Genomic DNA, 14120 nt, shown 5'->3' on the forward strand with positions numbered 1-14120 from the left:
GCGCCTTCCGCGCTTTGGAGCCCATCGCAGGCATGACCCCGTTCTCGGTCCTGATCGTCGAAGACCAAGCCCGCTTCCGGGAGGCTTTCACCCATGCGCTGGGCAGCGTGCCCGACATCGAGCTGCTGGGCATCGCGCCGGACCTGCCGCAGGGCCGGCGCATGTTCGACCAGCTCCGGCCCGACGTGCTGCTGGTGGACCTGGACCTGCCCGGCGGCAGCGGCATCGAGCTGATCCGCCACGCCGCGCACGCCCGCCCGCAGTGCGAGGTGATGGTGATCTCGGTGTTCGGCGACGAGCAGCATGTGGTGGCCAGCATCGAGGCCGGCGCCACCGGCTACCTGCTGAAGGACAGCCTGGCGCTGGACCTGCCCGACCAGCTGCGCTCGCTGCGCGCGGGCGGCAGCCCCATCAGCCCCGTCATCGCGCGCCGGCTGCTGGTGCGCCTGGCGCCGGGGGCGGCCGGCCCGGCGCACCGGGCCGCGGCGGCCGCGGTGGCCGGCGAGGCGGAGGAGGTCGTCGCGCTGTCCGAGCAGGAGTCGCGCGTGCTGCACCTGGCGGCCAAGGGCTTCACGTTCGACGAGATCGCGCAGTTCATGCAGGTGTCGCCGCACACGGTGATGACCTATGTGAAGCGGGTCTACCGCAAGCTGCAGGTGCGCTCCAAGGTGGAAGCCATCTACGAGGCGCGCCGCCTGGGCTGGCTGCGGGACTAGCATCGGCCGCCATGGACGCCGCCCCGCCCGCCGCCAGCCCGGCTCCGAAGAAGCGCCCCCGGCCCGGCGAGCGCCGCCTGCAGATCCTGCAGGTGCTGGCCGGCATGCTGGAGCAGCCCGGCGCCGACCGCATCACCACCGCCGCGCTCGCGGCCCGGCTCGGCGTCAGCGAGGCGGCGCTGTACCGCCACTTCGCCAGCAAGGCGCAGATGTTCGAGGCGCTGATCGACTTCATCGAGGGCAGCGTCTTCGCGCTGGTGCGGCAGGTCGTGGACGCGCCGCAGCCGCTGCCGCCGCCCGGCGCGGCGGCGCGCATCGCCGGCGTCATCCTGCAGTTCGGCGAGAAGAACCCCGGCATGGCGCGCGTGATGGCGGGCGACGCGCTGGTGTATGAGGACGAGCGGCTGACGGCGCGCATCAACCAGTGCTTCGACCGCATCGAGTCCTCGCTGCGCCAGGTGCTGCGCGCGGCGGCCGAGGCGCAGGGCGCGGCCACGCCGACCGTGCAGGCCAACGTGCTGGCGAGCGTCTGGGTCAGCTTCATCGTCGGCCGGCTGCAGCGCTATGCGCGTTCGGGGTTCAAGCGGCTGCCCACCGAGCAATTGGAAGCCTCGCTGAAGCTGATCGGCTAGGGGCGCCGCCTAAACTGCCGGCATGTCCGCTGCTCTCGAATCCCTGATCGCCCGCGCCGAGGGCCTGCTGGCCCGGCTGGAGGCGGTCCTGCCCCACGCCGCCGCGCCGCCCGACTGGGCCGCGTCCACCGCCTTCCGCGCCCGGCGCCGCCACGGCGCGCTGTGCCTGGAGCCGGTGCGCTCGGTGAGCCGCATCCGCCTGTCCGACCTGCAGGAGGTCGGGCCGCAGAAGGAGAAGCTGCTGCGCAACACCGCGCAGTTCGTCGCCGGCCGGCCCGCCAACAACGTGCTGCTGACCGGCGCCAAGGGCACCGGCAAGAGCTCGCTGATCAAGGCGGTGCTGAACGAGTTCTCGGCCCAGGGCCTGCGCCTCATCGAGGTGGACAAGGCCGACCTCGTGGACCTGCCGGACCTGATCGAGCAGGTCGACGGCCGGCCGGAGCGCTTCGTCGTGTTCTGCGACGACCTGAGCTTCGACGAAGGCGAGGCCGGCTACAAGGCGCTGAAGAGCGTGCTGGACGGCTCCGTCACCGCCGCGCCGTCCAACGTGCTGATCTACGCCACCAGCAACCGCCGCCACCTGCTGCCCGAGAAGATGGCGGACAACCTCGGCGGCAGCCACGGCGAGCATGGCGAGATCCACCCCGGCGAGGCGGTGGAGGAAAAGATCTCGCTGTCCGAGCGCTTCGGGCTGTGGATCAGCTTCTACCCGTTCAGCCAGGGCGAGTACCTGGCCATCGTCGCGCAGTGGCTGCGGCATTTCGGCCTGGACGACGCCGCCATCGAGGCCGCGCGCCAGCCGGCGCTGGTCTGGGCGCTGGAGCGCGGCTCGCGCTCGGGCCGCGTGGCCTGGCAGTTCGCGCGCGACCTGGCGGGGCGGCAGGCATGACGCGGCCGATCACCGAAGTCGCGGTCGGCGTGCTCGTCGCGCCGGACGGCCGCTTCCTGCTGACCTCGCGGCCCGAGGGCAAGGTCTATGCCGGCTACTGGGAATTCCCCGGCGGCAAGGTCGAGCCGGGCGAGACGGTCGAGCAGGCGCTCGCACGCGAACTGCGCGAGGAACTGGGCATCGAGATCGGTGCTGCCCAGCCTTGGAAGACGCTGGTCATGGACTACCCACATGCCCGCGTGCGGCTGAACTTCTGCAAGGTCTTCGCCTGGACGGGCGAGCCGCAGATGCTCGAAGGCCAGCGCATGGCCTGGGAGTGCCTGCCCGTGCAGGCGCAGCCCGTGCTGCCCGGCACCATCCCCGTGCTGGATTGGTTCGCCGAGGAGCGCGGCCATGCCGGCCCCACGCACCGCAGCTGGCTGGACGACGTGAAGTGGGACGAGCGCGGCCTGGTGCCCGTGATCGCCCAGGAGCAGGGCACGGGCGACGTGCTGATGTTCGCGTGGATGAACCGCGAGGCGCTGGCGCTGACGGCCGAACGCGGCCAGGCGGTGTACTGGAGCCGCTCGCGCAACAAGCTCTGGCACAAGGGCGAGGAGAGCGGCCACTTCCAGCAGGTGCACGCGATCCGCCTGGACTGCGACAACGACGTCGTGCTGCTGAGCATCACGCAGCTGGGCCACGAGCCCGGCATCGCCTGCCACACCGGCCGGCACAGCTGCTTTTTCCAGAAGCTGGAGAACGGCGCCTGGACCCCCACCGAGCCAGTGCTGAAGGACCCGCACAAGATCTATGAGTGACGACATCCTCTCCCGCGTCGGCGCGGTCATCGAGTCCCGCAAGGGTGCCGACCCGACCACCAGCTACGTCGCCAAGCTCTTCGACAAGGGACTGGACGGCATCCTGAAGAAGGTCGGCGAGGAGGCCACCGAGACCGTCATGGCCGCCAAGGACGGCGACGCCCAGAAGCTGGTCTACGAGGTCGCCGACCTGTGGTTCCACAGCCTGGTCGCGCTGGCCCATTTCGGCCTCAAGCCCGAGGACGTGCTGGCCGAGCTGGCCCGCCGCGAGGGTCTGTCGGGCCTCACCGAATTCGCCCAACGAGGACAACGACCATGAGCGCAGACCCGAACTGCATCTTCTGCAAGATCGTCGCCGGCCAGATCCCGAGCAGGAAGGCCTACGAGGACGAGGAACTGCTCGCCTTCCACGACATCGCGCCCTGGGCGCCGGTGCACCTGCTCATCATCCCCAAGCGCCACATCGCGTCCATGGCCGAGGTGACGGACGCCGACGCGCCGCTGCTGGGCCGCATGGCGGCGCTGGGGCCGAAGCTGATGCGCGAGCTGGGCGTGACGGGCGGCTTCCGCCACGTCATCAACACCGGGCGCGACGGCGGGCAGGAGGTCTACCACCTGCACCTGCACGTGATGGGCGGCCCGCGCCCCTGGGCCAAGGGCTGACACCCTCCCTCACCTAGAATTTGAGCCAGTCCACAAGGAGTACGCATCATGGGTTCATTCAGCATCTGGCACTGGCTGATCGTCCTCGTCGTCGTCATCGCCATCTTCGGCACCAAGAAGCTGCGCAACGTCGGGTCCGACCTGGGCGCGGCGGTCAAGGGCTTCAAGGACGGCATGAAGGAAGGCTCGACCACCGACGACCCGGCCCGGCCGCCGCAGCAGGTGACCGCCGCCCGGGCCGGCGACCCGCACACGGTCGACGTGGACGCCAAGACCAAGTCCTAAGTGCTTGACTTCGGTTTCGACAAGCTCGCGCTGATCGGCGCGGTGGCGTTGATCGTCATCGGCCCCGAGAAGCTGCCCCGCGTCGCCCGCACGGTGGGCACGCTGCTGGGCAAGGCGCAGCGCTACGTGGCGGACGTGAAGGCCGAGGTCAACCGCTCCATCGAGCTGGAGGAACTTCAGAAGATGAAGACCCAGTTCACCGCGGCGGTCCATGACGTCGAGCAGAGCGTGCGCCAGGAGGTCGATGCCGCCACCCAGGCGCTCAACCCCGCCTGGCATGACGCGGCGGCCGGCTCCGGCGACGCCTACGCGCCGCCGCCCGTGTACCACCACCCCGGCAAGAACTGGCGCCTGAAGCGCGGCGCCACGCCGCTGTGGTTCAAGCAGAAGGCGGGCGTGCGCCGCCACACCCAGTCCGGCGCGGCCCGCGTGGCGCGCTTCCGCCCCCCCAGGAAGCCGTGAGCTCTTTCCAGAACCCCGACCACGACGAACTGGCCGGCACCGAGCAGCCCTTCGTCAGCCACCTGATGGAGCTGCGCGATCGGCTGCTGCGCGCCATCGTCGCCATCGCCGTGTGCTTCGGCGCGCTGTGCATCTACCCCGGCCCCGGCGCGCTCTACGACCTGCTGGCCGCGCCGCTGGTGGCGCACCTGCCGGCCGGCACGACGATGATCGCCACCAACGTCATCGCGCCGTTCTTCGTGCCCATCAAGATCACGATGCTCGCCGGCTTCATGTTGGCGCTGCCGGTGGTGCTGTACCAGGCCTGGGCCTTCATCGCGCCGGGGCTGTATTCGCACGAGAAGCGGCTGGTGATGCCGCTGGTGGTGTCCAGCACGCTGCTGTTCTTCTCGGGCGTGGCGTTCTGCTACTTCTTCGTCTTCGGCCAGGTCTTCAAGTTCATCCAGAGCTTCGCGCCCAAGAGCATCACGGCGGCGCCGGACATCGAGGCCTACCTCGGCTTCGTGATGAATATGTTCATCGCCTTCGGCGCGGCCTTCGAGGTGCCGGTGGTCGTCGTCGTGCTGGCGCGCATGGGCATCGTGCCGGTCGAGAAGCTGCGCGAATGGCGCGGCTATTTCATCGTCGTGGCCTTCGTCATCGCCGCCGTGATCACGCCGCCGGACATCGTCTCGCAGCTCGCGCTGGCCATCCCGATGTGCCTGCTGTACGAGCTGGGCCTGTTCGCGGCGGGCTATTTCGTGCGCCACACCCGCCCGCCCGACGAGGCCGGCACGCCCCCCGCCCAGGGTTAGCCGGGGTCCAGGCTCACTCCTGCTCGGCCAGCCGCTGCGGCGGCGGCCGCTGGGCCACGGTCAGCCGCAGGTCCAAGGCCTTGCCGCCGCGCTGCACGCTCAACGCCACCAGGCTCCCGGGCTGGAGCGCCGCCACCGCGGCCAGCAGCGCCGCCGGCGTCGCCACGGCGTGGTCGCCGATGCGCGTCAGCAGGTCGCCCGGCTTGACGCCGGCCCGGCCGGCGGGCGAGTCGTTGAACACGCTGCCCACCAGCACGCCCCGGGCGTCGCCCAGCTTCAGCGCCTCGGCCAGCTCGGGCGTCAGCTCGCGCGTCTGCACGCCGATCCAGCCGCGCGCCACGGCGCCGTCCTTCAGGATGGCCGCGGCCACCTGCCGCGCCACGTCCACGGGGATGGCGAAGCCGATGCCCAGGCTGCCGCCGGAGCGCGAGAAGATGGCCGTGTTGATGCCCACCAGCCGCCCGTCGCCGTCCACCAGCGCGCCGCCCGAGTTGCCGGGGTTGATGGCCGCGTCGGTCTGGATGAAGTTCTCGAAGGTGTTGATGCCCAGCTGGCTGCGGCCCAGCGCCGAGACGATGCCGGACGTGACCGTCTGGCCCACGTTGAACGGGTTGCCGATGGCCAGCACCGCGTCGCCCACCTGCAGGCTGGCCGCGTCGCCCAGCGGGATGGTGGGCAGGTCGGGCAGCGCGATCTTCAGCACGGCGATGTCGGTCTCGGGGTCGGTGCCGACCAGCGTGGCCTGCGCCTGGCGGCCGTCGGTGAGCTGCACCTCGATGTCCGACGCGCCCTCGACGACGTGGTTGTTCGTCAGCAGCACGCCGTCGGCCGCGATGATGACGCCCGAGCCCAGGCCCAGCTGCGGCGCGCCGCGCGGCGCGCGCGGGCCGAACGGGAAGCCGAACGGGAGCGGGTCGCGCGCGCGGCCGGCGCTGCGGGCCGGCGCCTTGCGGGCCGTGATGCTGACGACGGCCGGCACCGCCACGCGCGCGGCCGGCGCGAAGCCGGCGCGCAGCGCCGACGCGGCGGGCGAGGGCAGCGGCGGCAGCTCGGCCGGGCGGGCCGTCGGCACGGCGGCCGCCTCGCGCCAGCGCGTCTGCGCCAGCCACTGCGGCTTCAGCGTGGCGACGACGAACAGCACCGCCAGCGCCACCGTGACCGCCTGCGCGAAAATCAGCCAGAGCCGTTTCAACACCCGAATCCCCATCAAGCCATGACCGACCGCGCCGCGCTGGAACTCCGCCTGAACCAGTGGCTGGAGCCCGGCCGCTTCAAGGATTATGGGCCGAACGGCCTGCAGGTCGAGGGCCGCGCCGAGGTGCGCCGGCTGGTGTGCGGCGTCACCGCCAGCTTGGCGCTGATCGACGCCGCCATCGCCGCGCGGGCCGATGCCGTCCTCGTCCACCACGGCCTGTTCTGGCGCGGCCAGGACGGCCGCGTCACCGGCTGGATGAAGCAGCGCCTGGCGCGGCTGCTGGCCCACGACGTCAACCTCTTCGCCTACCACCTGCCGCTGGACGCCCACCCCACGCTCGGCAACAACGCGCAGCTCGGCGCGCGCCTGGGCTGGACGGCGGACGCCCGCTTCGGCGAGCAGGACCTGGGCTTCAGCGCCGCCATCGCGCCGACCGATCTGGCGGCGCTGGCCGCGCAGCTGCGCGACCAGCTCGGCCGCCCGGTCACTGCGGTGTCCGGCGACGGCCGCCCGCTGCGCCGCGTGGCCTGGTGCAGCGGCGGCGCGCAGGGCTATTTCGAGGCGGCCATCGCGGCCGGCGCCGACGTGTTCGTCACCGGCGAGATTTCCGAGCCGCAGGCCCACTACGCGCGCGAGACCGGCGTGGCCTTCGTCGCCGCCGGCCACCACGCCACCGAGCGCTATGGCGTGCAGGGCGTGGGCGCGCGGCTCGCGCAGGAGCTGGGCCTGGACTGGCAGTTCATCGACATCGACAACCCCGCCTGAACCCATGACGCCCCCCCTCGCCATCACCATGGGCGATGCCTGCGGCATCGGCCCCGAGATCATCGCCAGCCTGTGGCGCCGCGAGGCCCCGCGGGACGCGCTCGTCGTGGGCGACGTGGCCGTGCTGCGGCGCGCCGTGGCCGCCACGGGCGGCGGGCTGGCGGTGGCGGCGCTGGACGACCCGGACGAGCTGCCGCGCGTGCCGCCGCGCTGCCTGCCGGTGTGGCAGCCCGAGGGCCTGCCGGCCGACCTGGCCGCCGCGCCGCTGGGCCGCGTCGACGCGCGGGCCGGCGCGGCCGCGGCCTGGTGCATCGAGGCCGCCGTGGCGCTGACGCTGGCGGGCCGTGCGCGCGGCCTGGTCACCGCGCCCATCCACAAGGAGGCGCTGCACGCGGCCGGCTCGCCCTATCCCGGCCACACCGAGATGCTGCAGGCGCTGGCCGGCGGCGTGCCGGTGCGCATGATGCTGGCCAACGAGGAGCTGCGCACGGTGCTGGTCACCATCCACTGCTCGCTGCGCGAGGCGATCGCGCGCGTCACGCGCGAGGCGGTGCTGGAGACGCTGCGCATCACCGGCGCCGCGCTGCGGCGCATGGGCTTGCCGGCGCCGCGCATCGCGGTGGCGGGGCTGAACCCGCATGCGGGCGAAGGGGGGCTGTTCGGCGACGAGGAGATCCGCCACATCGCGCCGGCCGTCGCCGCGGCGCGCGCCGAGGGCTGGGACGCGAGCGGTCCGTTCGCGCCCGACACCGTCTTCATGCGCGCCCGCCGCGGCGAGTTCGACGTGGTGGTGGCGATGACGCACGACCACGGGCTGATCCCGGTGAAGTACCTGGGCGTGGAGCAGGGCGTCAACGTGACGCTGGGCCTGCCCTTCGTGCGCACCAGCCCCGACCACGGCACCGCGTTCGACATCGCCGGCAAGGGCCTCGCCGACCCGGCCAGCCTGGGCGCGGCGCTGGCAATGGCGCGACGGCTGGCGGCGCCGGCCTAGCTAGCGCCCGCCGCCCAGCGCGGCGAGTTGCTCGCGGGTGCGCGCCGTGGCGCGCTCCAGCAGGAGCGCGGGCTCGAAGGCGCGCATGCGGCCGGCCTCGCAGAGCTTCCTGAGCATGCGGGCCGTCATCGTCACCGTCTCCTGGTGGCGGTTGCCGTGCGTGAAGATGAAGAAGCTGCGGCCGGCGCTGACGTGGGCCAGCCGCATCTTCTGCCACTCGGTGCCGGTGTGCATCTGGTAGGCGAAGCCCAGCTGCATGTTGTCCATCAGCAGCACGCCGCTGCTGGGCTCGGGCGCGTTCTCGGCGGCGGGCAGGCCGTCGATGGAGATGTCCACGGCCTGCAGCGGCGCGGCGCCGGCGTCGTTGCCGGAGAGGTCCAGGTCCAGCTCGCCGTGCCAGTCGACCACGGCCTCCTCCACCAGCCCGAGGCTCTTGGCCTCGGCCGGCGTCAGGCGCTGGCTGGCGTCCAGCTCGGCGGGCGGCACCTCGCCGGCCAGCGGGCGGGCGAGGTCGGCCTCGCCGGGCGGCGCGGCGCCGAAGATCTGGTCCAGCTGCTTGATGAGCAGGTTGGTGTCCAGCGCGCTGGGGGCCTGGCCCTTCAGCGACTCGGCGTGCGCCGGCAGCAGCACGCCGAAGAAGTCCTTGCGCGGGCCGTCGGGCCAGCGGATCAGGTCCATGCCCTCGTTGAGCGTGCGCATCAGGTTGGGCAACTCGCGCAGGAAGTCGGCGCGCGCCGCCGTGCCGCCCTTGGGCTGCACGCTCATCACCAGCGTGCGGCCCAGCGTGCGCAGGCGCAGCGCGCGCTCCGGCGCGCCTTCGCGCGAGGCCAGCACGATGGCCTGGCTCCAGACCTGGGCGAGGAAGTCGCGCAGGAAGTCCTGCATCGGCACCTTGGCCAGCTGCCGCTGCAATTGCAGCGCGTAGCGCTGCTGCAGGCGCAGGTCGGTCTCGCGGCGCTCCACCACGGCGGCGGCGTCGCCCGAGGCCTTCAGCGTGGCGCGGTTCTGCTCGGCGATGAAGCTCTCCAGCGCGTCGAGCTTGGCCGTGTAGACGTCCATGCGGTCGAAGTCGCCCTGGGCCACGTCCTGCACCAGGTCGCGCACGTGGGCGAGGAAGGCGCGGCCGGGGTCGTCGCTGAAGTCGTCGAACGCGCAGGCCAGCGATGCCAGGCGGTTGACGAACTGGCGCACCGGGTGGCGGCGCGACGAGAAGAAGGTCTCGTCGCCCAGCGCCGCGCGCAGCACGGGCAGCTGCAGCCGCGCGAGCAGGCGCGCCATCTGCGGCGGCACCTTGGCGTCGGCCAGGATCTGGTCGAACAGGCTGCCGACGACGTCGATGACCATGTGGTCCAGCCGGCCCGAGGCGGCCTGGCGCAGCTCGTCGCGGTGCTGGTGGATCAGGTTGGGCGGCAGCGGCAGCTGGCCCCAGGCGCTGGCGGACTCGCCGCCGAGGGTGTCCAGCCCCATGCGGCTGGAGGAGGCGTAGCCGGCGTCGTGCGGCAGCGGCGTGTGCGCCAGCCGGCGCAGCAGCTCCATCATCTGCGGGTCGACCCGGCCGAAGCCGCCGGCGCCGCTGCGGCTCGCGTGGCCGCCATGGCTGCCGTAGCCGCTGCGGCCGGTGCCGCCATGCGAGCCGCCATAGCCACCGCCCCGGCCGGACATGCCGCCGTGGCTGGATTCGAACTCGCCCGGCTGGCTGCCGCCCCCGGCCAGGCCGCCGCTGCGCGAGGACGGGCCGCCGCCCGGCTGGGCGCGCACGCGCAGGTCCTGCGGCCGCAGCCCGCGCGAGCGCAGCAGCTCGGCGATGTCGGCATAGCAGTCGCGCATCTCCTGGGCCAGCGAGCGGGTCAGTTCGTCGGTCAGCGTCTGGCGGGTCAGCGCGTCGTCGGTGATGGCCTGCACCGCGTCCAGCAGCGCCTGGGCTACCAGTTCGGGCCGCAGCGGGTTGCGCTCGCCGACCTGGATGCCCGAGACATAGGACTCCACCTCGCGCAGCTCCCACTCGCAGTGGTGGCCGATGGCCAGGCCGATGCGGTCGGCCGCGACGAGGTTGTTGACCTGGTCGTCGTCCATCAGCGAGAGCTCGCCCCAGCCCTTGTTGGTGGCGGGCGCGGGCGGCGGCCTGGCGTCGGCCTGCTCGGCCGTCACCTGCCGGCGCAGGCTGTGCAGGAAGCGCTGCGAGAACACGCCCTGCTGCTGCCGGAACACGAACTGCGCGGCCAGTAGCGCGTCCCGCCGCTTGATCTGGCCGGCGGACAGCGCCGACAGGCCCAGGCCCTCCGCGCAGCGCTCCGCCGCCTGCTCGCCCGCCAGCCGGATGCGGGTCAGCGAGGCTTCGAGGTGCGGGTTCAGGCGAATCTCGGGCGCGTTCATCAGGCGGGGTGCGGGATGCGCCTGAAAGTATCGCGCCAGCAACAAGCCGGGGTTTTCCGCAAGTTGCGAACTTCGTGGCAAATGGGCGCCCGGTAACCGTTGCTTACCGGGCGGCCGGCTCAGCGCCGCAGCGAATCGCGGATTTCGCGCAGCAGCTGGGTGTCTTCCGAGGGGCCCGGTGCCTCGGCCGGCGGCTCGTCGCGCTTGAGGCGGTTGATCTGCTTGATCATCAGGAAGATGACGAAGGTCAGGATGACGAAGTTCAGCGACACGGTCAGGAAGCTGCCGTAGGCCAGCACCGCGCCTTCCTTCTTCGCGTCGGCCAGCGTGGTGGCCGTCTGCCCGGCCAGCGGCAGGAAGTAGTTGCTGAAGTCCAGCCCGCCGAAGATCTTGCTGATGATGGGCATGATGACGTCGCCCACCAGCGAGTCGACGATCTTGCCGAACGCGCCGCCGATGATCACGCCGACCGCGAGGTCGATGACGTTGCCCTTGACGGCGAACTCCTTGAATTCGGAAAAGAAACTCATTGCAGGACTCCTTTGGCCGCGATTGTGCGGGCAGGCCGTGCATGTTGGGGCCAAAGCCCGGTGTCGGCGGGCGGGTAAACCTGCGTCCGCAGGCCCGTGTCGCGCGCGGCGGCGCCGGGTAAGCGTCCGTTAGAATCCCCGGCTGCCCCTGATCAGAAGTCTCTTTAGAGGACCCTCATGAGTGACCAGCAAGTGGACCAAGGCAAACGCACCTGGTTGATCGCAACCGGCTGCGCCGGCGCCGTGGGCGGCGTCGCGACCGCCGTGCCCTTCGTCAGCACCTTCGCGCCCAGCGAGCGCGCCAAGGCGGCCGGCGCACCCGTCGAGGTGGACATCTCTGGCCTCAAGCCCGGCGAGAAGCTGACCGTGGAATGGCGCGGCAAGCCGGTGTGGATCGTGCGCCGCACGCCCGAGCAGCTCGCGGCCCTGAAAAAGCACGACGCCGAGCTGGCGGACCCCAATTCCGACCGCAAGGCCTACCCGACGCCCGACTACGCGAAGAACGAGTGGCGCTCGATCAAGCCCGAGTACTTCGTCGCCGTGGGCATCTGCTCGCACCTGGGCTGCTCGCCCAGCGACAAGTTCGCCGCCGGCCCGCAGCCCTCGCTGCCGGACGACTGGTCGGGCGGCTTCCTGTGCCCCTGCCACGGCTCGACCTTCGACATGGCCGGCCGCGTCTTCAAGAACAAGCCTGCGCCCGACAACCTCGAAGTGCCGCCCCACGTGTACCTGTCCGACGCCAAGCTGCTGATTGGCGAAGACAAGAAGGCCTAACCAGAAGAAACGGGACGAGACATGGCTGAATTCAAGGAAGCCCCTGCCGGCGCCTCGGTGGGCGTGAAGACGATGACCTGGCTGGAGAACCGGTTCCCGACCGCGTTCGACGCCTACAAGGTCCACATGTCGGAGTACTACGCGCCGAAGAACTTCAACTGGTGGTACATCTTCGGCTCGCTGGCGCTGCTGGTGCTGGTGATCCAGATCGTCACCGGCATCTTCCTGGTGATGCACTACAAGCCGGACGCGGGCCTGGCGTTCGCGTCGGTCGAGTACATCATGCGCGACGTGCCCTGGGGCTGGCTGATCCGCTACATGCACTCCACGGGCGCGTCGGCCTTCTTCGTCGTCGTCTACCTGCACATGTTCCGCGGCCTGATCTACGGCAGCTACCGCAAGCCGCGCGAGCTGGTCTGGATCTTCGGCTGCGCGATCTTCCTGTGCCTGATGGCCGAGGCCTTCATGGGCTATCTGCTGCCCTGGGGCCAGATGTCGTACTGGGGCGCCCAGGTGATCGTCAACCTGTTCGCCGCCGTGCCCTTCGTCGGTCCGGACCTGGCGCTGATGATCCGCGGCGACTACGTCGTCGGCGACGCGACGCTGAACCGCTTCTTCAGCTTCCACGTCATCGCCGTGCCGCTGGTGCTGCTGGGCCTGGTGGTCGCCCACCTGCTGGCGCTGCACGACGTGGGCTCCAACAACCCCGACGGCGTCGAGATCAAGAAGGGCCCCAAGGACGCGAATGGCAAGCCGCTGGATGGCGTGCCCTTCCACCCCTTCTACACGGTGCACGACATCTACGGCGTCTGCCTGTTCCTGATGGTCTTCACCGCGATCGTGTTCTTCGCGCCGGAGATGGGCGGCTACTTCCTGGAGTACAACAACTTCATCCCGGCCGACCCGCTGAAGACGCCGGCGCACATCGCCCCGGTCTGGTACTTCACGCCGTTCTACTCCATGCTGCGCGCGACGACCGACCCGATGGTCAACGTGCTGTGCGTGGTCATCGGCATCGCCGCGCTCGTCAGCTTCCTGAAGGGCCGGTTCGGCGGCGCCGCCAAGGTGGCGCTGCTGGTCGGCGCGCTGGTGCTGATCGGCCTGCTGAAGGTCTTCGACGCGAAGTTCTGGGGCGTGGTCGTCATGGGCGGCGCGGTCATCATCCTGTTCTTCCTGCCCTGGCTGGACCACAGCCCGGTCAAGTCCATCCGCTACCGCCCGGACTGGCACAAATACCTGTACGCCGTGTTCGTCGTGTTCTTCCTGGTGCTGGGCTACCTCGGCATCCAGCCGCCCAGCGACATGGGCACGCTGGTGGCCCAGGCCGGCACGCTGTTCTACTTCGGCTTCTTCCTGCTGATGCCGTGGTGGAGCCGCATCGGCCGCCCGAAGCCGGTGCCCGACCGTGTGACCTTCCACGCCCACTGAGCCGCGGAGCAACAACACAAATGAAAAAGCTGATCGCCATCCTGCTGGCCTCGTTGAGCCTGGCCGGTGCCGCCCATGCCTCGGAAGGCGGCATCCCGTGGGACAAGTTCCCCAAGGAGAAGATGTCGGACATCGCGTCGCTGCAACACGGCGCCAAGCTGTTCGTCAACTACTGCCTGAACTGCCATGCCGCGGCCTTCATGCGCTACAACCGGCTGCGCGACATCGGCCTGACCGAAGCCGAGATCAAGAACAACCTGCTGTTCGCCGCCGACAAGGTGGGCGACACGATGAAGGTCAGCCTGGACGCGAAGGACGCCAAGGCCTTCTTCGGCGCCAACCCGCCCGACCTGACCGTCATCGCCCGCTCGCGCGCCGACGGCGCCAAGGGCTCGGGCGCGGACTACCTCTACACCTACATGCGGAACTTCTACCGCGACGACACCAAGGCGACGGGCTGGAACAACCTGGCCTTCCCCAGCGTCGCCATGCCGCACGTGATGTGGGAACTGCAGGGCCAGCGCGCCGCCAAGTTCGACGAAGTGGCCGACCCGCACGACCATGACAAGAAGACCCACGTCTTCGCCGGCTACGAGCAGCTGACGCCCGGCGCCATGACCGAGCGCCAGTACGACGACGCGGTGGCCGACCTGGTCGCCTACCTGCAGTGGATGGGCGAGCCGGCCCAGGCGCAGCGCTTCCAGCTGGGCGTCATCGTGCTGATCTTCCTCGGCTTCCTGACCGTGTTCGCGTGGCGCCTCAACGCCGCGTATTGGAAGGACGTGAAGTAAGCCCGTCCATCCCGGCCGCCGCCCGCCAG

17 protein-coding genes and 1 pseudogene are annotated in these 14120 nt (G+C 70.9%); 15 read left to right on the forward strand and 3 right to left on the reverse strand.

The features are described 5' to 3' along the window. The first annotated feature begins 32 nt into the window (after nt 1–32). From QM788_RS02165 to tatC, 10 genes and pseudogenes are all read left to right on the forward strand, one after another. On the forward strand, nt 33–716 hold the full coding sequence (locus QM788_RS02165; protein WP_415659831.1) for a response regulator: 684 nt from the start codon (nt 33–35) through the stop codon (nt 714–716). A gap of 11 nt (nt 717–727) precedes the next feature. Continuing rightward, entirely contained in the window at nt 728–1348 is a 621-nt protein-coding gene (slmA, locus tag QM788_RS02170; RefSeq protein ID WP_415659832.1) for a nucleoid occlusion factor SlmA, read from the forward strand. Between the two features lie 22 nt (nt 1349–1370). Beyond that, nucleotides 1371–2237: an ATP-binding protein gene (locus tag QM788_RS02175; RefSeq protein ID WP_415659833.1), complete on the forward strand. Its 867-nt coding sequence runs from the start codon at nt 1371–1373 to the stop codon at nt 2235–2237. Then, nucleotides 2234–2647 (forward strand): annotated as a pseudogene (locus QM788_RS02180) (NUDIX domain-containing protein); the annotation flags it as partial. The gene QM788_RS02175 and the pseudogene QM788_RS02180, both read left to right, overlap by 4 nt. A 9-nt stretch (nt 2648–2656) precedes the next feature. Next, entirely contained in the window at nt 2657–3037 is a 381-nt protein-coding gene (gene hisI / locus QM788_RS02185) for a phosphoribosyl-AMP cyclohydrolase (protein WP_415660306.1), read from the forward strand. After that, nucleotides 3030–3356 carry a phosphoribosyl-ATP diphosphatase gene (locus tag QM788_RS02190; RefSeq protein WP_415659834.1) on the forward strand — a complete coding sequence of 109 codons (327 nt, stop codon included), beginning with the start codon at nt 3030–3032 and terminating at the stop codon, nt 3354–3356. Before hisI ends, QM788_RS02190 begins: the two co-directional genes overlap by 8 nt. Beyond that, the gene (locus QM788_RS02195; RefSeq protein WP_415659835.1) at nt 3353–3700 is read left to right on the forward strand and encodes a histidine triad nucleotide-binding protein; all 348 of its coding nucleotides are present in this window, start codon (nt 3353–3355) and stop codon (nt 3698–3700) included. The genes QM788_RS02190 and QM788_RS02195 overlap by 4 nt, the downstream gene beginning before the upstream one ends. 48 nt (nt 3701–3748) lie before the next feature. Next, nucleotides 3749–3985 (forward strand): Sec-independent protein translocase subunit TatA, encoded by a 237-nt coding sequence (gene tatA, locus QM788_RS02200; protein ID WP_415659836.1) that lies wholly within the window; start codon nt 3749–3751, stop codon nt 3983–3985. Next, on the forward strand, nt 3986–4447 hold the full coding sequence (tatB, locus tag QM788_RS02205; protein ID WP_415659837.1) for a Sec-independent protein translocase protein TatB: 462 nt from the start codon (nt 3986–3988) through the stop codon (nt 4445–4447). Between the two features lie 65 nt (nt 4448–4512). Beyond that, the gene (gene tatC / locus QM788_RS02210) at nt 4513–5241 is read left to right on the forward strand and encodes a twin-arginine translocase subunit TatC (protein WP_415660307.1); all 729 of its coding nucleotides are present in this window, start codon (nt 4513–4515) and stop codon (nt 5239–5241) included. A 13-nt stretch (nt 5242–5254) separates the two neighbouring features. On the opposite strand, the gene QM788_RS02215 is transcribed toward tatC, so the two are convergent. Then, nucleotides 5255–6436 (reverse strand): S1C family serine protease, encoded by a 1182-nt coding sequence (locus QM788_RS02215; protein WP_415659838.1) that lies wholly within the window; start codon nt 6434–6436, stop codon nt 5255–5257. Nucleotides 6437–6454: 18 nt separating this feature from the next. Between QM788_RS02215 and QM788_RS02220 the strand changes: the two genes are divergently transcribed. Both QM788_RS02220 and pdxA read left to right on the forward strand, forming a co-directional pair. Beyond that, nucleotides 6455–7201: a Nif3-like dinuclear metal center hexameric protein gene (locus QM788_RS02220; RefSeq protein WP_415659839.1), complete on the forward strand. Its 747-nt coding sequence runs from the start codon at nt 6455–6457 to the stop codon at nt 7199–7201. A gap of 4 nt (nt 7202–7205) precedes the next feature. Then, a complete protein-coding gene (gene pdxA / locus QM788_RS02225) occupies nt 7206–8195 on the forward strand; it encodes a 4-hydroxythreonine-4-phosphate dehydrogenase PdxA (RefSeq protein ID WP_415659840.1) in 990 nt (329 codons plus the stop codon). Here the strand turns inward: pdxA and QM788_RS02230 are convergent, their stop codons facing one another. Beyond that, nucleotides 8196–10568, reverse strand: a complete 2373-nt coding sequence (locus QM788_RS02230; RefSeq protein ID WP_415659841.1) for a DUF1631 family protein — start codon at nt 10566–10568, stop codon at nt 8196–8198. A 119-nt stretch (nt 10569–10687) separates the two neighbouring features. Continuing rightward, nucleotides 10688–11098, reverse strand: coding sequence for a large conductance mechanosensitive channel protein MscL (mscL, locus tag QM788_RS02235; protein ID WP_415659842.1), 411 nt, complete (start codon nt 11096–11098; stop codon nt 10688–10690). Nucleotides 11099–11275: 177 nt separating this feature from the next. Between mscL and petA the strand changes: the two genes are divergently transcribed. The 3 genes from petA to QM788_RS02250 are packed head-to-tail and all read left to right on the forward strand — an operon-like array spanning nt 11276 to nt 14091. Next, a complete protein-coding gene (gene petA / locus QM788_RS02240) occupies nt 11276–11872 on the forward strand; it encodes a ubiquinol-cytochrome c reductase iron-sulfur subunit (RefSeq protein WP_415659843.1) in 597 nt (198 codons plus the stop codon). A 21-nt stretch (nt 11873–11893) separates the two neighbouring features. Further along, entirely contained in the window at nt 11894–13300 is a 1407-nt protein-coding gene (locus tag QM788_RS02245; RefSeq protein ID WP_415659844.1) for a cytochrome b, read from the forward strand. A gap of 20 nt (nt 13301–13320) precedes the next feature. Continuing rightward, on the forward strand, nt 13321–14091 hold the full coding sequence (locus QM788_RS02250) for a cytochrome c1 (RefSeq protein WP_415659845.1): 771 nt from the start codon (nt 13321–13323) through the stop codon (nt 14089–14091). Nucleotides 14092–14120: the final 29 nt, after the last annotated feature.

The organism is Roseateles sp. (assembly GCF_047654785.1).
Taxonomy (GTDB): domain Bacteria; phylum Pseudomonadota; class Gammaproteobacteria; order Burkholderiales; family Burkholderiaceae_C; genus Pelomonas.